Source organism: Pseudomonas sp. NPDC078700, from assembly GCF_044542375.1.
Lineage (GTDB): Bacteria > Pseudomonadota > Gammaproteobacteria > Pseudomonadales > Pseudomonadaceae > Aquipseudomonas.
In genome coordinates this window covers 201,325-223,293 of sequence record NZ_JBITUI010000006.1, presented here as the reverse complement: position 1 = coordinate 223,293, position 21,969 = coordinate 201,325, and the positions used below count along the sequence as shown (strand labels likewise).

The 21,969-nt window shown below is 54.2% G+C and carries 17 protein-coding genes; 11 read left to right on the top strand and 6 right to left on the bottom strand.

Translation table 11 applies throughout. From position 1 onward, the window contains the following. Window positions 1-142: 142 nt before the first annotated feature. The 3 genes from yghX to ACIGCM_RS19835 all read right to left on the bottom strand — a co-directional run bounded on the left by yghX (window position 143) and on the right by ACIGCM_RS19835 (window position 1,884). Window positions 143-1,033, bottom strand: coding sequence for a YghX family hydrolase (gene yghX / locus ACIGCM_RS19845; protein ID WP_397503766.1), 891 nt, complete (start codon window positions 1,031-1,033; stop codon window positions 143-145). Between the two features lie 34 nt (window positions 1,034-1,067). Continuing rightward, complete coding sequence (locus ACIGCM_RS19840; RefSeq protein ID WP_397503764.1) at window positions 1,068-1,559, bottom strand: MgtC/SapB family protein; 492 nt, start codon at window positions 1,557-1,559, stop codon at window positions 1,068-1,070. A 136-nt stretch (window positions 1,560-1,695) separates the two neighbouring features. Further along, window positions 1,696-1,884: a metallothionein gene (locus tag ACIGCM_RS19835; RefSeq protein WP_397503763.1), complete on the bottom strand. Its 189-nt coding sequence runs from the start codon at window positions 1,882-1,884 to the stop codon at window positions 1,696-1,698. Between the two features lie 342 nt (window positions 1,885-2,226). On the opposite strand from ACIGCM_RS19835, the gene ACIGCM_RS19830 reads away from it, so the two are divergent. The 6 genes from ACIGCM_RS19830 (at window position 2,227) to ACIGCM_RS19805 (ending at window position 10,515) form a co-directional block, all read left to right on the top strand. Beyond that, window positions 2,227-3,129: a bestrophin family protein gene (locus ACIGCM_RS19830; RefSeq protein WP_397503762.1), complete on the top strand. Its 903-nt coding sequence runs from the start codon at window positions 2,227-2,229 to the stop codon at window positions 3,127-3,129. Window positions 3,130-3,761: 632 nt separating this feature from the next. Beyond that, window positions 3,762-5,009, top strand: a complete 1,248-nt coding sequence (locus tag ACIGCM_RS19825) for an OprD family porin (RefSeq protein WP_397503761.1) — start codon at window positions 3,762-3,764, stop codon at window positions 5,007-5,009. 385 nt (window positions 5,010-5,394) lie between these two features. Next, window positions 5,395-5,877 (top strand): formate dehydrogenase subunit gamma, encoded by a 483-nt coding sequence (locus ACIGCM_RS19820; RefSeq protein WP_397503760.1) that lies wholly within the window; start codon window positions 5,395-5,397, stop codon window positions 5,875-5,877. Next, entirely contained in the window at window positions 5,871-7,427 is a 1,557-nt protein-coding gene (locus tag ACIGCM_RS19815; RefSeq protein WP_397503758.1) for a formate dehydrogenase beta subunit, read from the top strand. The genes ACIGCM_RS19820 and ACIGCM_RS19815 overlap by 7 nt, the downstream gene beginning before the upstream one ends. Beyond that, window positions 7,424-10,300, top strand: a complete 2,877-nt coding sequence (fdhF, locus tag ACIGCM_RS19810; RefSeq protein WP_397503757.1) for a formate dehydrogenase subunit alpha — start codon at window positions 7,424-7,426, stop codon at window positions 10,298-10,300. The genes ACIGCM_RS19815 and fdhF overlap by 4 nt, the downstream gene beginning before the upstream one ends. Further along, complete coding sequence (locus tag ACIGCM_RS19805; RefSeq protein WP_397503756.1) at window positions 10,297-10,515, top strand: formate dehydrogenase subunit delta; 219 nt, start codon at window positions 10,297-10,299, stop codon at window positions 10,513-10,515. The genes fdhF and ACIGCM_RS19805 overlap by 4 nt, the downstream gene beginning before the upstream one ends. Window positions 10,516-10,557: 42 nt before the next feature. Here the strand turns inward: ACIGCM_RS19805 and ACIGCM_RS19800 are convergent, their stop codons facing one another. Beyond that, window positions 10,558-11,763, bottom strand: a complete 1,206-nt coding sequence (locus tag ACIGCM_RS19800) for an MFS transporter (RefSeq protein WP_397503755.1) — start codon at window positions 11,761-11,763, stop codon at window positions 10,558-10,560. A gap of 160 nt (window positions 11,764-11,923) precedes the next feature. Beyond that, window positions 11,924-12,829, bottom strand: coding sequence for a LysR family transcriptional regulator (locus ACIGCM_RS19795; RefSeq protein ID WP_397503754.1), 906 nt, complete (start codon window positions 12,827-12,829; stop codon window positions 11,924-11,926). 187 nt (window positions 12,830-13,016) lie between these two features. Between ACIGCM_RS19795 and ACIGCM_RS19790 the strand changes: the two genes are divergently transcribed. The 3 genes from ACIGCM_RS19790 (at window position 13,017) to ACIGCM_RS19780 (ending at window position 18,617) form a co-directional block, all read left to right on the top strand. Beyond that, window positions 13,017-14,672 carry a VRR-NUC domain-containing protein gene (locus ACIGCM_RS19790; RefSeq protein WP_397503823.1) on the top strand — a complete coding sequence of 552 codons (1,656 nt, stop codon included), beginning with the start codon at window positions 13,017-13,019 and terminating at the stop codon, window positions 14,670-14,672. Beyond that, a complete protein-coding gene (locus ACIGCM_RS19785) occupies window positions 14,669-16,954 on the top strand; it encodes an ATP-dependent DNA helicase (protein ID WP_397503753.1) in 2,286 nt (761 codons plus the stop codon). Before ACIGCM_RS19790 ends, ACIGCM_RS19785 begins: the two co-directional genes overlap by 4 nt. Before the next feature lie 334 nt (window positions 16,955-17,288). Beyond that, entirely contained in the window at window positions 17,289-18,617 is a 1,329-nt protein-coding gene (locus ACIGCM_RS19780) for an OprD family porin (RefSeq protein ID WP_397503752.1), read from the top strand. A gap of 119 nt (window positions 18,618-18,736) precedes the next feature. On the opposite strand, the gene ACIGCM_RS19775 is transcribed toward ACIGCM_RS19780, so the two are convergent. Further along, on the bottom strand, window positions 18,737-19,684 hold the full coding sequence (locus tag ACIGCM_RS19775; protein WP_397503751.1) for a LysR family transcriptional regulator: 948 nt from the start codon (window positions 19,682-19,684) through the stop codon (window positions 18,737-18,739). A gap of 146 nt (window positions 19,685-19,830) precedes the next feature. Here ACIGCM_RS19775 and ACIGCM_RS19770 point away from each other — a divergent pair, with 146 nt between their 5' ends. Together ACIGCM_RS19770 and ACIGCM_RS19765 are read left to right on the top strand one after the other, a co-directional pair. Next, window positions 19,831-20,892, top strand: coding sequence for an HlyD family secretion protein (locus ACIGCM_RS19770; protein WP_397503749.1), 1,062 nt, complete (start codon window positions 19,831-19,833; stop codon window positions 20,890-20,892). Further along, complete coding sequence (locus ACIGCM_RS19765) at window positions 20,882-21,940, top strand: DUF2955 domain-containing protein (RefSeq protein ID WP_397503748.1); 1,059 nt, start codon at window positions 20,882-20,884, stop codon at window positions 21,938-21,940. The genes ACIGCM_RS19770 and ACIGCM_RS19765 overlap by 11 nt, the downstream gene beginning before the upstream one ends. Window positions 21,941-21,969: the final 29 nt, after the last annotated feature.

Sequence of the window (21,969 nt, the reverse complement as noted above, 5' to 3'; positions counted from 1 at the left end):
AGGATCTACAAAGCCGTGCCAGCTTGGTCCAGCGTAACGGCCAGGGTGCATACCTGGCCTCATATCGAAAGTTTATTAAACCCACTTAAGTGAGAGTGGATTTTGCGTAGGCAGCCATACTGCTTAGGGCTGACTTAGACCTTCATACCAAATAACGCTGGAACCATTTCAAGGTGCGACCCCAAGCCAGTTCCGCAGCCGCTTCGTCGTACCGGGGTGTAGAGTCGTTGTGAAAGCCGTGGTTGGCACCTGGGTAGATGTAGGCTTCGTAGGTCTTGCCAGCTTTTTTCAGCGCCTGCTCGTAGGCGGGCCAACCTTCGTTGATGCGGGTATCCAGTTCACCGTAATGCAGCAACAGCGGTGCCTTGATTTTCGGCACATCGTCGATATCGGCCTGACGCCCGTAAAATGGAACCGCAGCAGCCAGTTCTGGATAAGCCACCGCAGCGGCATTGGCAACGCCTCCGCCGTAGCAGAAGCCAGTGATGCCAACCTTACCGGTAGTCAGTGGATTATCCATCAGCCATTCAATGGCAGCGAAAAAGTCATTCATCAGCTTCTTAGGGTCGACCTTTTCTTGCAGTGCCCTGCCCTTGTCGTCATTGCCGGGGTATCCACCGACTGAGGTTAAGCCGTCCGGTGCCAGCGCAATAAATCCTGCTTTGGCAACGCGCCGGGCTACGTCTTCGATATAGGGGTTGAGCCCGCGGTTTTCATGGACCACCACCACGGCCGCAAGCTTGCCAGACGCCTTAGCCGGACGCACGAGGTAGCCGCGAACACTGCCATGACCATTGGGTGATGGGTAGGTAATGTACTCCGGGATTATGTCCGGATCGGTGAACTCAACTTGCTGCGCCAAGGCATAGTTGGGGCTCAACGCGGCCAGAATTCCGCTGGCCGACAGGCCGCAAACAGCAGTGAACGCGCCTGCACGCTCCAGAAAATCCCGACGGCTTATCTTGCCGTGGGCATAGTAGTCATAGAGCTCCAGTAGTTGCGGGGAAAAGTCGTTAGCAGTGAGTCGGGTCATTGCTGCTGTCCTCTATTGGGGGCGCTGCGAGCGGTCAGTCGCTTTCTGCCTTGTTCTTTGGGTCAAGCCAGGTTGGTACAACATGAAGCACCAGAACTGCCATCAAGGTTGCCAATATGGCGGTGGCTTCAAGGCCCAGGCCGACTGTTACACCTATCGCAGCAGCACACCACAGCCCTGCTGCGGTGGTGAGGCCTTTAACGTTGGAAATACTGCTGCCCTTGAGAATAGTGCCTGCACAGAGAAATCCAATCCCCGAAGCGATGCCCTGAATGATCCGACTCAACGCATCATTATCTGCGTCGTCTTGGGCCAAGGACATAACAAATAAGGCAGAGCCTATACACACCAGCATGTGCGTGCGAACACCAGCGGCTTTGCCTGTAACCTCGCGTTCATAACCAAGGCCACCGCCTAGAATTATGGCCAGCAGCAGACGAAGAAGTGTTCTGGTCAGGTCCTCCACTTCGCCTAGATCGGAAAACTCTTCCTGGAGGGTAAGCAAAATTCGTTCAGCAACGTCCATCAACCGTCTCGCTCTTATAGGTGTTGTAAGGCTGGATTAACAGTGCAGAGCGAATGGACCCGGGCCTGCGCAGACGCTTTGATAGCAGCTATTTAGTCAGCTGTTCTGCTCAATGATGAAGCATCCGTCAGCAAGGCTATGAGGGTTCAGCCTCTGTGCTCGGCTCGGCGCTTTGAGCGCATCCACAACCCGGTTTTCTGCACGCAGCACCGTCAATATGGCCCTGAGCACAAGCAGCGCAACAGTATGCGAGGCCGTCACGTGACAAGGCGTTAGCATCAACTTCACACTCACAGTTGGGGCAAGAGCAGGTTTTAGCCGACATGCTTTATTCCTCTGGGTTGGAATCAAGAGCGCTTTTTTCAGAAGCTCCTTAATCAGTAGCAGTGCTTAAAAAGAGTATTTGGATTCAAGAATAGTTCTTCAGGTACCGCATCAAGAGTTAGTTGTTACCAAATATGAACATACGATTTCAGGATGCTGCTACGGTTTGCTCCAGCGTTCGCAGGCCCAACGCTGAAATATCCTGATGAATCCTCCCTGAATATTCGATTTTTCTGAGCCTAAGGATCATGTTTCAGCGCCCCATAGCCGAACCTTTATCTGCCTTGAACCGTCCGAGCTAGAGCATTGCGTTGATGCCTAACACTGGCCAAGAGGTTTCCGTTTGAAAGCAGCTCTGATCAAAAAGTACCGCCTGATCATCAAAACCCTCGGCTATGTAGGCTGGTCGCTATTCTGGTTGTTGATCTGGGACATCGTGGTCACTGCGGATTTCATGTTGTTTCTCGACAGCAAGGTAAAGTTGCCACTGATGCCCCTTACGCTGCTGGGTTCTGCGCTTGTGGTGCTGATCAGTTTTCGCAACAGCAGTGCCTACAATCGGTGGTGGGAGGCGCGGACTTTGTGGGGTGCGATGGTCAACAGTTCCCGCAGCTTTGCCCGGCAAGCGCTGACCTTGGTGGATGACCCCAGCGCTGATGTAAACCCCATAAAATCGACACTGCTACGCCGCCATGTGGCGTATGTAAACTGTCTGGCGGCGCAATTGCGGGGCAAACCCTGCCCTGAAGAGGTAAAAGCATTTATTCCCAGTGACGAGTTTGCCCGGTGCTCAACTACCAACAACTTTGCCAACGACATTCTTAACGGCTCGGCAGCATTGTTGGCCAAGGAATACAAGGCTGGCCGCCTGGATAGCATTCGTTTGGCACGGTTGGAATCAACCTTGGTCGACTTGTCTAACAGCCAGGGCGGCATGGAGCGCATTGCCAACACGCCACTGCCCTATCCCTACGTGTATTTCCCACGGCTATTTATTTCGCTTTTCTGCCTGATTGTGCCAGTCGGGCTTGTGGAGTCTTTGGGCTGGTTCACGCCATTAGCGTCGACAGTGGTGGGGTTTATGTTGCTGGCAATCGAACAAATCGGCACCGATTTACAAAGTCCTTTTCACAACAGTGAACACCAGATCCAGATGGAATCGATCTGCGAAACGATTGAAAAGAACCTGCACTCGATGCAACGTGATGCCTTAGGGTCTGGTCAGTGCCCTTCACTGCAGGCTTGATTAACTATAAAAGCGGTGACGTTATGGCTATTCATGGGGGTGAGCTTCGCAACGGTCATCGAACGCCTTTCAGGCATGCGTGCAGTCAGCACAACGAATAACCCCCTGTTATTAATTAACTTCGTGCACAGGAAATTCTTGCAATTGGCAACTATGCAAGCGCGTTAGATTAATAAGTGGCGATAATCGAACAGTCAGTTTGGCTAGTAGTTAAACTACAGGCGAAACGTGAAGAGCGAAACATAGGACGTTGCATCTAACATCCACAAGCAACTGATTTTGTTTAAAAAAACCGCCTAAAAAGGCGGTTAAAAAAAACACAAAGGATTGATGAAGGAGCACCGTGCAGTGCCGATGCAAGGCACTGCAGGTTCGTAAATTCATCCCCGCCAGAATACCGATAATTAGCTTCCTACTGATATTACCCGTGTTGATAGTAACTATCATGCCCATCGAATAGGCTCGCCTTTGATTAGGTGCTATTTATTTGCCGTCGCAACGAACGACGATACTTAAAAAAATGCCATTCAAGTATGACCCCTGCCTTCTACGCTTAACGATATCGACCTGACGCTGGACGATGTTGTTGGCAATACGTGTACACAACTATTAGAAAATCGCTAGGAGCAGCTATGTTCAGCAAAAAACTAATTGCAATCGCTTGTGCGTGCAGCGCGATGGGTGCTTACGCCAGTGAGCAATCCGAATCTAAAGGCTTTGTCGAAGACAGCAGCCTCAACGTTTTACTGCGTAACACCTATTTCAACCGTGATTACAAAGATGGCGTTAATGATGCCAAGACCTGGGGTCAAGGTTTCATTGGCACCTTTGAGTCGGGCTTCACTCAGGGCACCGTAGGGGTCGGCGTCGATGCCTTCGGCCTGTTGGGGATTAAACTCGACAGCGGTCGCGGCCGTAACTACAGCGCGATGTTTGACACTGACAGCGACGGTCACCCGGTGGATGATCTTTCCCAAGCGGGCGCAGCGGTTAAGGTCCGCTTCTCCAATACCGTGATCAAGTACGGCAACCAGTTCCCGTCCTTGCCTGTGCTGGCTTATGACGACAGTCGTCTGTTACCGCAGTCTTTTACAGGCACCTTGGTGACCAGTAATGAAATCGAAGGCTTGGTTCTTAATGCGGGTCGTTTTACCGCTGACAGCCCAATGGCACAACCTTCGCGCGACCCCAACCACTTGAAAAGCATAGATGTGGCAGGTGGTAGTTATGCGTTTAGTGAGAATCTGAGCGCTGCGCTTTACTACTCAGATGTTGAGGATGAGTTCGAGAAATCTTACGCTAACCTCAACTACAACATTCCGTTGTCCGCTGAGCAGGCGCTGAACTTCGACTTCAATCTTTACCACACCGATTACGATGACGGCTCGGTTGCAGCCCAAGATTTCGGCGGTGATGGTGATAACGACAGCAACAACATCTGGAGCCTGGCTGCCAAGTACAGCATCGGCGCACATGCATTTATTCTCGCTCACCAACGCAGTTCAGGCGATGCCGGTTACGCTTACGACTACGGTGATGGTGGCAGCACTATCTACCTGGCGAACTCCTACTACTCGGACTTCAACCTCAAAGACGAAAACTCATGGCAAGCCAGTTATGAGCTAGATTTCAGCGAATACGGCGTGCCCGGCCTGCGTTACAAGTTTGCTTACGTGCGGGGCGACAACATCGACAGCGGCACGGGCAGTGACGGCACCGAGCGTGAAATCTTCAACCAGGTCAGCTATGTGCTGCAGGACGGTCCGGCCAAAGATTTGTCATTCCGTCTGCGTAACTCGATCTACCGCGCCAGCAATGATGTCGGCCCTGATCTGAACGAAATCCGTGCATTTATTGAGTACCCGCTGAGCATTCTCTAAACCGCAGGTTCTGCGCCGGGCACCCTGCTCCGGCGCACTGCACTCCTCTGGCGCTGCGCGCTATGCAGCGCCTTCTCGCCATAGCAAATACGCAGTTAAACGCTACGCTTAGATTGGCTACCCCTAAGGTCAGTAGTGTCACAACCCGCGCCTGGTTTGCTATCCGACGACGAGTCGGTTTCAGGATGTGAAAAGTCGCTCCGGTGCATTCTCCTGCCACTGGCAATGGCAAGCTTGACCACAGCTACGGACCAAGTGCATTAAAGATACTTGGCCGAAAAGCAATGATGGCGAGCCTTTAGATCAAGTTTCCGTGAGCTGATCGGTTCGCTGCTGCCAATGACTCCGAACACCTGATCTTAACGGTGAGGCCGAGGTCTTTTTAATGCCTGATGAAGCGTTACATCTGCCCCTGATCCACAGCGTCCTTGAGCGTGAGAAGAACACCCCAGGCGGTCTGCTGCCGATCCTCCATGCCATTCAGCAAGACGCTGGCTACATTCCCTATGTGGCTGTGCCAGACATCGCCCATGCGCTCAATCTAAGCCTGGCTGAAGTACAGGGTGTAATCAGTTTCTATCACGACTTTCGCAGTGCACCGCCTAAGCGTCATAGCCTCAGGCTGTGCCGGGCAGAATCATGCAAGAGCATGGGGGCCGATGGGCTGGCTGCTCAACTTGCCGAGAAACTCGAACTGGATGAACACGGCATCAGTGCCGACGGCCAGGTCAGTGTGCAGCCGGTTTACTGCTTGGGGGCGTGTGCGTGCTCACCCGCACTGGAGATTGACGGACGGTTATACGCTCGGATAACGGCTGAACGCTTGGGCCAGCTCCTGACCCGCTGCCTGGAGGATGGCTCATGCTAACGCTATTTATGCCCTGCGACTCAGTCGCCTGCGCAGTGGGGGCCGATGACGTTGCGCACGCCCTGATTCAGGAGGCTGCACGGCGCGGATTAGAACTTGATTTGCAACGTACCAGCTCCCGTGGCCTGTACTGGCTGGAACCATTATTAGAGTTCGAAGGATCAGGCGGCCGTATTGGGTTTGGCCCACTGACCCCTGCAGCAGTGCCTGAACTGCTTGATGCGCTGATAGCCGGGCACTGCCAGCACCCTCAGGCTTTGGGGTTGGTTGAAGATATTGCCTACCTGAAAAGCCAACAACGTCTATTGTTCGCCCGCGCGGGTATTACCCGCCCCCTGTCACTCGACGATTACTTGGCTCACGGTGGTTTCAAGGGCCTGGCCAAAGCCATTGAACTCGGCAGCAGCGCGGTGGTGACGGCCGTACTGGATTCAGGTCTGCGCGGGCGTGGCGGTGCGGCTTTCCCAGCGGGCATCAAATGGCGAACGGTGCACGAGGCCCAAGCCGCGCAAAAATACATCGTCTGCAACGCCGACGAAGGTGACTCTGGGACCTTCGCGGACCGGATGTTGATGGAGGGCGACCCATTCTTGTTGGTTGAAGGCATGGCCATTGCCGGCTTCGCCGTTGGCGCGAGCAAAGGCTACATCTATGTGCGCTCCGAATATCCAGACGCTATCACTACGCTTAACCAGGCATTGGCAATCGCTCGCCATGCCGGCTATCTGGGCAATAATGTCTGCGCCAGCGGCCAAGCCTTCGATATAGAGGTTCGCGTCGGTGCAGGTGCCTACATTTGCGGCGAGGAAACGGCGCTGCTTGAATCACTTGAAGGCAAGCGCGGCATGGTTCGCGCCAAGCCGCCGCTGCCGGCGCTGCAAGGTCTGTTTGGCCTGCCGACCTTGGTTCACAACGTCCTGACGCTGGCATCCGTACCGGCGATCATGGCATTGGGCCCGCGGTTTTACCGCGACTTTGGCATGGGTCGATCACTGGGCACCATGCCCTTTCAACTTGCTGGCAACGTGCGTTATGGCGGCTTGGTGGAGCGAGCTTTTGGTCTGACCCTAAACGAGCTTGTTAATGGCTACGGCGGTGGTACAGCCAGTGGCCGGCCACTAAAAGCCGTGCAAATTGGCGGTCCCTTAGGGGCGTGGGTGACACCTGAACAGTTCGACACCCCATTGGACTATGAAGCATTCGCAGGTATTAGTGCCATGCTGGGCCACTGCGGCGTGGTGGTGGCTGATGACAGTCTGGATATGGCGCAGATGGCCAGGTTTGCTCTGCAATTCTGCGCCGAAGAATCCTGCGGAAAGTGTACCCCTTGCCGCATCGGCTCGACGCGAGGGGTAGAAGTTCTGGATCGGTTAATCGCCAGCACTGCACCTGCCGATCGCCAACAGCAAACCGAGTTGCTGTTGGATCTGTGCAACACCTTGCAATATGGCTCACTCTGCGCGCTCGGCGGGATGACATCTTTCCCCGTGGCCAGCGCCATCAAGCACTTCCCGGCTGACTTCGGCCTAACCACGGAGGCCGCCCAATGATCACTCAATTCGACCCTAAAAGTGATATCGATTTCGGCACTGCTGCCCGTGCAGACGGACTGCAGGTGAGCCTGACCATCGACGGCCGTGAGATCAGCGTGCCTTCCGGCACTTCGGTCATGCGGGCGGCGGTCTTGCTTGGTACTCATATTCCCAAACTCTGCGCCACCGACAGCTTGGAGGCTTTCGGTTCATGTCGCATGTGTCTGGTTGAAATCGACGGCATGCGTGGCTACCCCGCTTCCTGCACCACACCGGTTGTGGAAGGTATGGTGGTGCGTTCGCAAACGAACGCCCTGGCAACGTTGCGCCGCAATGTCATGGAATTGTATATCTCCGACCACCCGTTGGATTGCCTGACCTGCTCAGCCAATGGCAATTGCGAGCTGCAAACGGTGGCTGGCCAGGTGGGACTGCGCGAGGTGCGCTATGGCTATGAAGGGGCGAACCATTTAGCTGAAGAAACAGACGTTTCCAATCCCTATTTCGATTATGACCCGAGCAAATGCATCGTCTGTAGCCGGTGCGTGCGGGCCTGCGAGGAAACGCAAGGCACTTTTGCCTTGACGATCAGCGGGCGTGGCTTTGCATCCCGTGTGGCTGCTGCGGGTGGCGACAACTTTCTAACGTCTGAGTGTGTATCCTGCGGTGCCTGTGTGCAGGCCTGCCCTACCGCCACTCTGATGGAAAAAAGCGTGGTGCAATTGGGGCAACCCGAGCGCAGTGTGATCACTACTTGCGCTTACTGCGGTGTTGGCTGCTCTTTCCGTGCGGAGATGAAGGGTGACCAACTGGTGCGCATGGTTCCTGATAAAAACGGTCACGCCAACCATGGCCATTCCTGTGTAAAGGGGCGCTTCGCGTGGGGCTATGCAACCCACCCTGACCGCATCACCAAACCAATGATCCGTAAGCATATCGACGATCCCTGGCAAGAAGTCAGCTGGGATGAAGCCGTCAACTACGCCGCCACTGAGTTGCGCCGCATCCAGCTTAAATACGGGCGAGACTCAATTGGAGGTATCACTTCAAGCCGCTGCACCAACGAAGAAACCTATCTGGTACAAAAACTGGTTCGCACCGCCTTTGGCAATAACAACGTCGACACTTGCGCCCGCGTCTGTCATTCGCCGACAGGTTATGGCTTAAAACAGACGCTGGGTGAGTCCGCTGGTACGCAGAACTTCGACTCAGTGATGCAGGCCGATGTTGTATTGGTCATGGGGGCGAACCCGACTGACGCTCATCCGGTGTTTGGCTCGCAGCTTAAACGGCGTTTGCGTCAAGGTGCACGGTTAATTGTGATTGATCCACGACGCATCGACTTGGTTGACTCAGCGCATGCCCGTGCAGAGCTGCACCTGCAACTGCGCCCAGGCACCAATGTGGCAATGCTTAATGCGCTGGCCCATGTGATAGTCACCGAGCAGTTGCTCAACCAGCGCTTTGTTGATGAGCGCTGCGAGGGTGCCGACTTTAGCCGCTGGCGCGAATTTGTCAGCCAGCCTGAGCACGCACCGGAGATTTTGGGCCCAGTCTGTGGTGTGCCTGCCGAGCAGATCCGCGCAGCCGCTCGTCTCTATGCAACAGGCGGCAATGCAGCGATTTACTACGGCTTGGGCATTACCGAGCACAGTCAGGGCAGTACTGCAGTGATGGGCATTGCCAACCTGGCAATGGTCACTGGCAACATCGGCCGCGAAGGCGTTGGGGTCAATCCATTGCGCGGCCAAAACAATGTACAAGGGTCCTGCGACATGGGCTCCTTCCCCCACGAGCTGCCTGGCTATCGGCATATCTCCAACCAGGCAGTGCGTCAGCAGTTTGAGCAAGCGTGGAATGTTTCCCTGCAACCTGACCCTGGATTGCGCATCCCGAATATGTTCGAGGCGGCGTTAGACGGCACCTTCAAAGCGCTCTACTGCCAAGGTGAAGACATCGCCCAGAGCGACCCTAACACTCAGCATGTGACCGCCGCTTTGGCATCAATGGAATGCATTATTGTGCAGGACATCTTTCTCAATGAGACGGCAAAGTTCGCCCATGTGTTTCTGCCCGGCAGTTCTTTCCTCGAAAAAGATGGCACCTTCACCAATGCTGAGCGCCGTATAAACCGCGTGCGCAAGGTCATGGAGCCGCTGGCAGGCAAGGCTGACTGGCAAGCGACGATGGCCTTGGCGAACGCCTTGGGTTACCCCATGGATTACCAGCACCCGGCGCAAATCATGGATGAGATTGCCTGCCTTACCCCAACTTTTGCACGTGTCAGCTATGCCGAACTGGACCGTCAGGGCAGCCTGCAATGGCCCTGCAATGACGACGCGCCTAATGGCACGCCGACTATGCACATCGACCAGTTTGTCCGTGGCAAGGGGCGCTTTATGCTCACCGGTTACGTGCCGACAGAAGAAAAGGTCAACAATCGCTACCCGCTGTTACTCACCACAGGGCGAATCCTCAGCCAGTACAACGTGGGTGCGCAAACACGTCGTACAGACAACGTTGCCTGGCACGAAGAGGACCGTTTAGAAATTCACCCTTTTGATGCTGAAAGTCGCGGTATCAGCACTGATGATTGGGTCGGCATTGGCAGCCGTGCCGGGCAAACTGTATTGCGCGCCAAAGTCAGTGAGCGTGTTGCGCCTGGGGTGGTTTACACCACCTTCCACTTCCCTGAATCCGGCGCAAATGTGATCACTACCGACAACTCAGATTGGGCGACAAACTGCCCTGAGTATAAGGTCACCGCGGTTGAAATCGTACGTGTCAACCAACCCTCGGCTTGGCAACAGCGCTATCAGGCCTTCAGTAATGAGCAACAACGGCTGCTGAAACAGCGCCGCCTTGCTGAAAAAATCGAGGTGGGTAAATGAGTGCTGAAAGCCTGGTCAAAATGGCCAATCAAATCGCTCAATTCTTCGCCAATGAAACCGATACCGCTGAGGCTGTGCGCAGTGTCAGGCAGCACCTGCAAAGTTTCTGGACCCCGGCCATGCGTCAAGAACTGAGCGTTTGGCAGCATCAACATCAGGGCGATGTTTTGCATCCATTGGTCCAGGCCGCGCTGTCTGAATCTGCATCCAGCTAAATTGAGCCGTATCAAGCCAGCAGTGCTTGATACGGCGTTCCATCAGGCTTTGCTGCGACCGTACTCTTTAAATACAAATATCAACAATGCAATCAGCGGTAAGGCTGCACCCGCAATCACCACCCCCTGCCACCCAGCAGACTCATACAGTGGGCTGGCAATGGCGGAACCAATAGCGCCGCCGATAAAGATGGTGGTCATGTACAACGCATTAAGCCGAGCACGACTGTTTGCATCCAGCGCATAAACAGCCCGTTGGCCCAGCACCATGTTCATTTGGCAGGCGAAATCCAGCAATACGCCGGTCAAGGCCAAGCCAATCACGCTATAGGCCGGGCCACTCCAGCCGATCAAAAAAGCGCCGCCGGCGATAATCATCGCGGCCGTGGAGGCTCTGCGCGTGTGGCCCGCATCGGCCAGTCGCCCGGCAATTGGCGCGGCAAACGCTCCTATTGCGCCGACCAAAGCAAATATAGCGATTTGGCTTTGGGATAAACCGTAGTGGCGCATCAACTCGATTGGCGCAGCGGTCCAGAACAGGCTAAAGCTTGCAAACATCAACCCCTGGTACAGCGCTCGTTGGCGTAATACTGGTTGTTTCTGGAGCAGCGTCACCAAGGATGCCATCAAGCTCATATAAGACGCTTTATGGGTTGGCTGGCGCTTTGGGATGGTCAGCGCCATAAGCACAATAATGACCAGCATCACAATTGCTGCGCCGATAAATACCGTGCGCCAACCAAAGTAATCCGCTACCAAACTCGATACAGGCCTGGCCAGCAGGATGCCCAGTAACAAGCCGCCCATGATGTTGCCAACCACCCTGCCCCTGCTGGCTTCAGGCGCTAGATGCGCAGCCAGGGGGATAAGCATCTGCACTGAAACCGAGCTAAACCCGATAAGCAATGACAGCCCCAGAAACACACTGGGCTGAGTCGACAAACCCGCCGCCAACAATCCTGCACCGGCAATGAGTGCGGTCCCGATCATCAGTTTTCGATTTTCAAACAGGTCAGCCAACGGCACTAACAGCAGCAAACCCAGCGCGTAACCAATTTGAGTCAGCGACACTATGAAGCTCGCAGCATGGGCAGAAAGCCCAATATCCGGTGCGATCAGTTCGACAATGGGTTGTGCGTAATAAAGGTTGGCGACAATAGCGCCACAGCAGAACGCAAACAGCGTGACCAAACCACCGGTTAAGGTTTCTGACGCCGCCGAATGCCGTACAGCAGTTGTATCATTCATAGCAATATCTCGACAAAATGTACCTTGGATGAGCGTTAGGCGAGCTCTGAAATAATTAGCCTTCGGATACCCGATGCAGCCACCTTAGTGCCTTAACCTGATTCCTAGAATGGGACGGACTCGCAACTCAGCGTTGCGCAAATTGCAAAGGTGTGAGCTTTCAGTGAGAAGTCGCGACAAGCCCCTCAAGGAAGTCGGTAAATACGCGCACCCGTGTAGACATCCTGTGGTTGGGTAAAAAAAGTACATTGATGCTTGCATTCACTTGCCCAGGATTTATCTGGTACTCCTCGAACAAACGAATCAAACGGCCGTCACGGACATCTGTTTCAACCAGCCAGTCCGCCAGCAATGCAATGCCACCTCCCTCCACTGCAGCCTTGCGCAAAATGTCGGCGTTATTACTTTTGAGTCGGCCCTGTACTGGCACGCTTATAGGCTCCCCACTCCTGTGGAACAGCCAATTGGAACTACCGTTGGCAAAATCAAATGTCAGGCATTGATGGCTGGAGAGTTCGGCTGGAGTGGTCGGCTGACTGTGATTGGCTAAATAATCGGGGCTGACAACAGCCCAGCGCTCGAAATGGCCGATGGTGCGGCTTACCACATCGTCATTGACCAGAGCGGCACCCAGACGAACCGACAGGTCAACACCTTGGCTGAACAAATCGATGACCTCATCACTTAGCGTCAGGTTGATTTCCAGGCGCGGGTAACGCGAAAGCAGCTTCTGAATGTGCGGGGCGATAATGCGTCGGCCGAACTCAACTGGCACGCTCACGCGCAATACACCAACAGGTTCATCGCCTTGATCACTTGTCTGAGCATCGGCATCAGCCACAGCGTCCAGAATCAAGCGAGCCTTGTTGTAGTACACCGCACCGGCCTCAGTAAGGCTGATTTGCCGTGTCGAGCGGTTAAGCAATACGCTGCCCAGTTGCGCCTCAAGTGAATCAACCATTCGTGTAACCGTTGAGGTGGCCACGCCAACTTTACGTGCCGCCGCTGAAAAGCCCTTGGCCTCCACGGTCTCAACAAACATGCGCATGGCCATGAGCTTATCCATTACTGCACTTTCTCCCGGCAGACCGATCATTAGCCGTTTGGCGAATGCTGCATAATGATACTGTATAAACGAACAGCTCAGGTTAAGCTGTCTCAACCAAGCCCTGAGCTGTGCCCCAAAACCGTGGCAAAACGCTCTTCTTATTCACCGTGCATGCTTGATGGCAATGCAAACAACCGGCACGTCCATGCAGTCGCTACTCGATCCTCGATTCTACTACCTGTCGAATTTCCATCAGGCACTAAGGTGGCTGCAACAGCGCTATGGCGATCTGCTGGATGATACTGAGTTAGGATTTATCGAGCAGTTCCTTGCCATGGACACTCAGTCACAAGCGATACTGGTCCGCATGATTATGCGCAAAGGCACGCATTTTCGCTTGGAAAAGCTGAGCTATGCAGAAATCAGTTGCAGCCTTACAGCAACCCGGCCATTGATCGAGGCTGGCTGGGTAAAGCAAGACGCCGAGTTGACGCTGGATGAGTTGTTTAAGCTGTTGCGCAAGGATGAAATCTGCCAACACCTTGCGCAATCCGGCGCAAATCCGCTGCCACTGAAAAAATCCATGGGCAAGACCCAGCTGCTCGAATTGCTGACGGATGAACACGCGCAACCGCGAGAGTTTGCCGGGTGGTGTCCGACCAGTGACGAGCAAATACTGTCTCTGACCATTGATCCGCTGTGCCAACGCCTGCGCCTGATGTTCTTTGGCAACCTTCGCCAGGATTGGTCCGAGTTCGTCCTCGCTGAGTTGGGCATTTTTCGTTATGAACAGGTGCCCTTTACAGCTGACTCGCGGGCGTTTCGAAGCCGCGCTGATGTTGACTGCTACCTGAAATTGCAGGACTGTCGCGAGCAATTTGAAGCAGGAGAGCCTATTGACCAGGTCTTAGCGCACATTAGCGCTTTAATCTGTGACAGTACGTTCTTGACCGCGCGACGTAATAAATTGCTGTTTCGCATGGGGCAGCAGCTGGAGCGCGAAGCCCAGCTGGAACAGGCACTGGCCTTTTACGCGGACTGTCGTTATCTGGGCGCTCGCTTGCGGCAAATTCGTGTGCTGGAGCGTCTCGGACAACATGAGCACGCCTATGAACTGACGCGTCAAGCCGTTGAAGCGCCGGAGAGTGATGCGGAAGCACAAGCGGTGGAGCGGGCAATGACACGCCTTTCCCGTCAGCTCGGTCAGCCACAGCCGAGCAAGGCAAAGCCCAAGGCCCCCAGTCGAATTGATTTGATTCTGCCTAAACCAGAAGGCGAAAGTGTCGAGTTTGCAGTGGCCCAACACCTCAGTCACTCGGATGGCCCGGTTCACTACGTCGAAAACAGCTTGATCTGTAGTTTATTTGGACTGCTTTGCTGGCAAGCCATTTTCGCCCCAGTACCCGGGGCGTTTTTCCACCCCTTCCACACCGGGCCGGTTGACCTGTTCGGCAGCGACTTCTACCCCCAACGCCAAGCATTATTTGCCCATAGCCTGGACCAGCTGGAATCCTGCGCTTATAAAGATCTGATCAGGCAAAACTACACAGACAAATTCGGCATTCAGTCCCCCTTCGTATTTTGGGGCGCACTGGATCAAACACTGCTGGAACACGCCTTGGAATGCCTGCCCGCCGCCCATCTATTAGCCTGGTTCAAACGTCTATTGCTCGATATCAAAGCCAACCGTGCGGGCATGCCCGACCTCATCCAATTCTGGCCTGCGCAACGACGCTATCGAATGATTGAGGTCAAAGGGCCGGGCGACCGCTTACAGGACAACCAACGACGCTGGCTGGCTTTTTGCGCCGAGAACGGCATGCCGGTAGATGTCTGCTATGTGCAGTGGGCTGACGCTTGAGTTATCAGGTGGCGGTTCGCGCTTTATGTGAGTTCACCGCCAAGGTCGGTGATCTTGACCTGCGCTTCACGCCCTCACCCACTGCACAAGAAGGCATGACGGGCCACGCCATTGTGGTCGCCAGGCGCGGCCCCGGTTACTACCCGGAGCTGGCCGTAAGTGGTGAATTCCGGGGGCTGCTAGTGCGTGGCCGGGCTGATGGTTATGACCCGGACCAGAACCTGCTTGAAGAAATCAAAACTCACCGTGGCGATATCAGTCGAATTCCTGAGAATCACCGCTTACTGCATTGGGCTCAGGCAAAGGTCTATGGCTGGTTGCTGTGCGCCGAGCGCGGGCTCGCTGAAATCAATCTGGCGGTGGTGTATTTCAATGTGTTGACTCAGCATGAAACGGCATTTCACCAAACCCTCAGTGCTGAGGAGTTGCAGGCATTTTTTGAGCTGCAATGCAGCCGCTATATTGATTGGGCTGAGTACGAGCGGGCACACCGTCTACGCCGCGACCAGTCGTTGCTTGACCTGACATTTCCCCATGCCGAGTTCCGCAGCGGACAACGCCAGTTAGCCAACACCGTTTACCGCGCAGCGCGCGATGGTCATTGCCTGATGGCGCAGGCCACCACCGGTATTGGCAAAACCCTTGGCACTTTATTTCCACAGCTCAAGGCTTTCCCTGAGCAAAAGCTTGATCGCTTGTTCTTTCTGACAGCTAAAACACCCGGCAGGCGCCTAGCCCTGGATGCACTGCAGACCTTGCGTAAGCAGGAAGATGCAATGCCATTGCGCGTGCTCGAGCATGTAGCGCGGGACAAAGCCTGCGAGCATCCTGACAAAGCCTGTCATGGCGACTCATGCCCTTTAGCCAAAGGCTTTTATGACCGTTTGCCGCAAGCACGTAAAGCAGCACTTGAGGGGCAATGGCTCAACCATGAGAATGTGCGCAAGGTGGCGCTGGCACACCAGATTTGCCCCTATTACCTGAGTCAGGAATTGTGCCGTTGGGCGGATGTTGTGGTGTGCGACTACAACTACTATTTCGACATGGGCGGCCTGCTGTACGGCCTGACCCTGCTCAATGAATGGCGCGTTACCCTACTGGTAGATGAAGCCCATAACCTGATTGATCGCGCTCGCGGCATGTACACCGCAGAACTTAACCAGCAGCGCTTTGAAGCCGTGCGATTTATCGCACCAAAGGTGATGAAAGCCCCGCTAGAACGTATTAGCCGGCATTGGCGGCAGTTGGAACAGGAGCAGCAGGTTGCCTATCAGGTGTACCCCATGGCACCAGACCTGTTTGTAATGGCCTTGCAGAAAGCCGTGAGCACCCTCACCGATCACCTCAGTGAGCAACCCGCAGGCAATGCCGCCGAACTGCTGCATTTTTATCTGGACGCCATGCTGTTTTGCCGACTCGCCGAAGCATTCGGCCCGCATTCATTGTTTGATATCAGCCGCGACGAGAGTTCCGGCAAGTCAGTGTCGACCTTGTGTATTCGTAACATCGTCCCTGCCCCGTTCCTCGCGCCACGTTTTGATGACGCTCACAGCTGCACGCTTTTTTCAGCCACATTGAGCCCTGCTAATTATTATGCAGACTTGCTGGGGCTGCCTGAAGACACACCCTGGATTGACGTTGACTCGCCCTTTAGCGCCGAGCAATTACAGGTACAAGCCATCAGTAATGTCTCTACCCGCTTTGCCCATCGTGACGCCTCATTGGTGCCGATTGCGGATTTAATCGCTCACCAATATGCCGAGACGCCCGGCAACTATTTGGCCTTTTTCAGTAGCTACAGCTACCTGCAAGCCGCCATTGAGCAGTTGCGCCAGAGCCATCCAGACATTCCGGTCTGGCAGCAGTCGCGGCAAATGGATGAAACTGCGCGCCAAGCCTTTCTCGATCGTTTCACCTCGCGAAGCCGTGGTGTCGGCTTTGCGGTACTTGGCGGCGCATTTGGTGAAGGCATCGACTTACCCGGTGATCGACTGATTGGTGCCTTTATCGCGACCCTCGGGCTCCCGCAAATCAACCCGGTCAACGAGCAAATCAAACAGCGCATGGAGGCCATGTTTGGCAGCAATAACGGCCATGGTTACACCTATCTCTACCCTGGAATGCAGAAGGTTGTTCAGGCCGCTGGCCGGGTGATTCGTACCGTGCAGGATCAAGGCGTTGTGTACCTGATTGATGATCGCTTCAATCAACCTGCTATACGCAAGCTTCTGCCGACTTGGTGGAAAGTTGATCGCTGCCGACTGCCGCTTTACAGCGAGTAACACTGCAATCGCTTATGCATCCCTCGCTAGGCTAGCAATCCCTTCTGATTTACCCACGCGCGTTTATCACAGCATCACCCTGCGATTATTACATCCAGCTGGATAGTCCTTTCCGTTAGATGGCATTAAAGCAAAACGAACTTTTGCTCATTATGCGCTCCGACAGTTTTGCACAGGGAATAAGCCTACTCGCGGCACGGACGCGCACTGCTGTCTTAAATTCGAGTACTACGAAGCGCTTAGCCTGCGCAGACATGCTCTTTATCTGCCGAATTAGAAGTCTGGCCATTGCCATTTTATGGCCCAGATCCAACTGCATATGGAGCACGCAATAATGAACAAATTTCCACTCAGTGCCTTACTGCTGGCGATGTCCAGCGGTGTGGCGCAACTCGCCAACGCCGACGCTTTTGTCACCGACCAAGCCGATGCCAAAGGGCTTATTGAAGGCAGCGAATTTAACCTACTGCTGCGCAACTATTACTTTAACCGTGATGGTAAGAATAACGTCGAAGATCGCCGCGACTGGACCCAAGGGTTTCTTGCCAACTACAACTCTGGTTTTAGCCAAGGCACGGTCGGCGTTGCAGTTGAGGCATTTGGTTACTTGGGGCTCAAACTAGATGGTGGTGATGGCACCACGGGCACCGGTAACCTGCCAGTCGACAATAACGGCGAGCTTATGGACGACTACAGCAACACCGGTGGTGTGCTGAAAATGCGCGTGTCGAAGACCATGCTCAAATGGGGTGAAATGCAACCTCAAGCACCCGTGTTCGCCCTCACAGGCTCACGTCTTTTGCCGCAAACCGCAACTGGTTTTAATTTACTCAGCAGTGAAATTGACGGCCTCGATTTAGAAGCCGGTCACTTTACTTCAGGCACAGGTCCTACAACCCGCAACTCCAATGGCGAACTATTTGCAACATACGCCGATGTAACCACGCGCAGTGTCGACTTTGTAGGTGGCAACTACGCCATCAATGATGATTTTAGTGTTTCGCTGTACGGCTCTGAATTCGAGGACATTTGGCGTCAGTTCTACGCTAATGCCAATTACGAACTAACCTTGGCCGATAACCAATCACTGAATTTCGATGCCAATGTTTATCACACTGATGACTACGGCCAAGCCAGAGCAGGCAAGATCGACAACAGCGCATGGTCGTTGGCAGCAGCCTATAGTTTCTTGGACGCTCACACCCTGACCCTGGCCTTGCAAAAAGTTGAGGGAGACACGCCGCTCGACTACATCGGTGTTGGCGACAATCTTTCCGGCGAAGGTGGTGACTCCATTTACCTCGCCAACTCAGTGCAATTCTCTGACTTCAACGCCCCTGGTGAGAAATCCTGGCAGTTACGTTATGACGTGGCGATGGACAGCTACGGTGTGCCCGGCCTGAGTTTCATGGCTCGCTACGTCAATGGTAGCGGTATTGACGGCACCCACGTCGATGCAACCAGTGCTTACGCCGGGCTTTATGGTGATGACGGAAAACACCATGAGACTAATCTGGAAGCCCGTTACGTAGTGCAATCTGGCGCAGCCAAAGACCTGTCGTTGCGTATTCGTCAGGCGTGGCACAGCGCTAATGCTGACCAAGGTGAAGACGACGCCAGCGAGTTTCGTCTGATCGTCGATTATCCATTGACTATTCTTTAAGCCAGCGCACATGCGGCCAAGAAGTATGCCTGAATACCAAGGCGTTGATGCGTGACTGCTCCGACGTCCTGTTTGGCCACTTGATTCAAGTGGCCTTTTTTTACCTTTAATTTTACCCGTCAGCGGCTCGCACCAGCCCAGTAAGCTCGATTCTCTACCACTGCGCGGTTGTTATCGAAGGCCAGCGGTATTTCTTCCTTGAGAAACTCAACCCAAGTTCGCACTTTGGCATCAAGAAACCGCCGCGACGGATAGAGTGCATAAACACCCCGCTCATGCAGTTGATGCTCAACCAAAACCCGCACCAGCTTGCCCTGTTGAAAGGCTTTTGCGGCGATAAGATCAGGTAGCAAGCAAATACCCATGCCCGCTGATGCCGCTTGCGCCATCGCTTCAGCAACATTGATTTGAAAGGTCTCGCCAAGGCTGATTGCCCGCTCAACGCCATTATCATTAAAGGTCCAGCTATCGCCAAACACCGGATCGATTAAACGCAGGCACCGATGCTCTGCCAGGTCATCCGGCGTTTTGGGGATACCATGCTGCTCAAGATAAGACGGCGCGGCACAGACCACGCTGAAATTCGTGCCGAGCAACTGCGCCACCAACTCTGAGTCTGGTAATTCACGGGCCATGGTAAAGACCACGTCCTGCCCATCATCAATCAAATCTGGTTGGTGCTGGGAAAGGGTCATATCGATATTCACTTCGGGAAACAGCTCGCAATAGCGCGCTGCAAGCGGTGCCAATAACTGCGTACCGAGCCCAGTGATTGAATGCACTTTTAGCCGCCCGCGCGGCATCAGGTGTGCGCCGCTGGCCTCGGCGTTAGCGTCTTCCATCTCATTCAATATCTGCCGGCAGCGCTCAAGGTAGCGGCTGCCCACTTCAGTCAAACGCAAGCGTCGTGTTGTCCGTTGCAGCAAGCGTGCCTGCAGGTGGCTCTCTAGTTCAGACACCAACCGCGATACCTGTGCGGTAGACAAATCCAGCATTTGCGCTGCGGCTGTAAAGCTGCCTGAGTCCACGACTCGGGCAAACACGCGCATAGCCTGAAAAACATCCATCAACTATTACCTTTTTCGTAACTGTTCTTTGCATAAATTGCTTATTTTTACATGAAAGAGCCGGAAATATACTAGACCATTTGCTCGTATGGACGCCATTTGTCCGCGGCCAATCTGCCCCATGTTTTGTCTTCTTGAGGTTATTAATGAGTCCAGATCAACGGTTTGCCCGCTCGGTTCAAATCGCAATTGCGGCCCTGGCCTGCTGCTTTATTTATTTCCTGACTGCTGACCTGAGTATGCCGCTGACACCGCAAGCCCAACTGACCCGATCGGTGCTGAAAATCGCCCCTCGTGTGTCAGGGCAAGTGAGTGAGGTGGCGATAACCAATAACCAGCATGTGGTGCCTGGGCAACTCCTGTTTAGCCTTGACCCGCAACCATTTGAAGTTGAAGTTCAACAAGCTGAACTGGCAGTGGAGCAAGCCCAACAGGACAATATTGAGCTCGATGCCCAGCTAAAAGCTGCGCAGGCAGAAATCAGCGCGGCCAAGGCTAAATCAACAGATCTGGGGGCACAGAGCAAGCGAATGCACAGCCTTATTGGTCGCCAACTGGTTTCTCGTCAGGCCTTTGACACCTTGGAATCTCAGCGCCTCTCCGCATTAGCTTCGGTCAGTGCAGCTCATGCGAAAATGACAGAACTGCAGGCGCGTCGTGGCACGGACGGCAATGAAAACCTGCGGGTACGTCAGGCCCGCAATGCATTGCGTCGGGCGCGTTTAAAGCTGGAGTACACACAGGTACGCGCCCAGCGCAGCGGCGTGATTAGCAACTTGCAGCTAACCTCCGGAACCTACGTCGCAGCCGGTACTCCAGTGGCTGCGATGGTTGAAGACAGCGTGGACATAATCGCTGACTTCCGTGAAAAAGCATTGCGTTATGTCGACGAGCAAACGCCCGCTGTAGTGGTATTTGATGCGCGTCCTGGCGAGTTGTTTGATGCGAGGGTCAGTCATTTCGATGCGGGTGTTCGTGAAGGTCAGATTGAAGCCAACGGCCAATTGGCTGCGCCGGTGCAATCAGAGCGCTGGGTGCGTGATGCACAGCGCCAGCGATTGCATCTACAGCTCAATGAAGTGCTACCGTTCACGCTGCCCACTGGGGCAAAGGCTACAGTGCAGCTGATCCCGCTTGATAACGGTTTTGTCGCAGCAATCGCCGCATTGCAAATCCGACTGATCAGTTGGCTGCACTATGTCTACTAGCGCAGACGCTGCGCAGCCACTGCTTGGCCATCGGCCGCTGAGCAGTAATGACTTGCGCCAATGCCTGAGAATTGCCACGGGCGGCACTTTGGCCTTGCTTATCTGCAAGCTGCTCAACCTGCAGTACGGCTCGTTCTTCTGTGTCTACCCGATGCTATTGCTGGGTTTGGTCCCCAGGTTGAATGCCCATTTGATACGTCAGTTTTTCGCTCAGGGAATGGTTGTAAGTCTTGAAGTTGCCTTGCTCTATGGCCTGTTCGGTGGGCGTCCGCTGATTATCATTCCGCTGGTCTTTGTGCTGTTTTTCTATCGTTTTGCGCTGATGGCCAAAGGGCCGTTGTTTATGTTTGGTGCCCTCGGCGCTGTGTTTCTATCCATTCAATTGAATTTCGCCAGCTACCCGCAGACAGATGTCATCGACATGCTCTGGTATAACAGTTGGGCAATTTTGCTGGCAGCGTCGATTGCCGGGCTGATGTTCTACCTGTTTCCTGACACTGAACCACGTACACCTCGCGCACCTATCAGCAAAGACTTGCCAAGCCGTCGTCATGAAGCACTGCTGGGCGCGACGGTTGCGACGCTGTCATTTATCGTATTTCAAAGCCTTAACCTGCATGATTCCCTGTCTGCGCAAGTGGCCAGTATTCTGGTGTTATTTCCGATGCACTGGAAAGGCACCCACTTTGCGGGTCGGGTGCGTGCAATCGGCACTCTTCTGGGCTGCACGATCGCCCTGCTGATGATGCTGTTGCTCTACAACCATTACGACGTGTTGCCGCTGGTGGTTTTACTGGTCTGGATTGCTGCGATGTTCTGCGCGCGCTGGCATATGTTCGAGAATGGCGTGCCGGGCATTGGCTTTGGTGCATTGACCACCCTGGCCATTTTGTTTGGTCAGTCGCTCACACCTGATCACGACATTATGTACGCAACCCTTTACCGCCTGAGCTCAGTTTGCATTGCCGTGCTGCTGACACTGATTACCGTCTTTGTGGTGCACCGGCTGCTCAATCGGTTTACAGCGACCCGACACTTCAGCCACTGAGTCAACTAGGCTGGAGCCTTTGCCAGAAG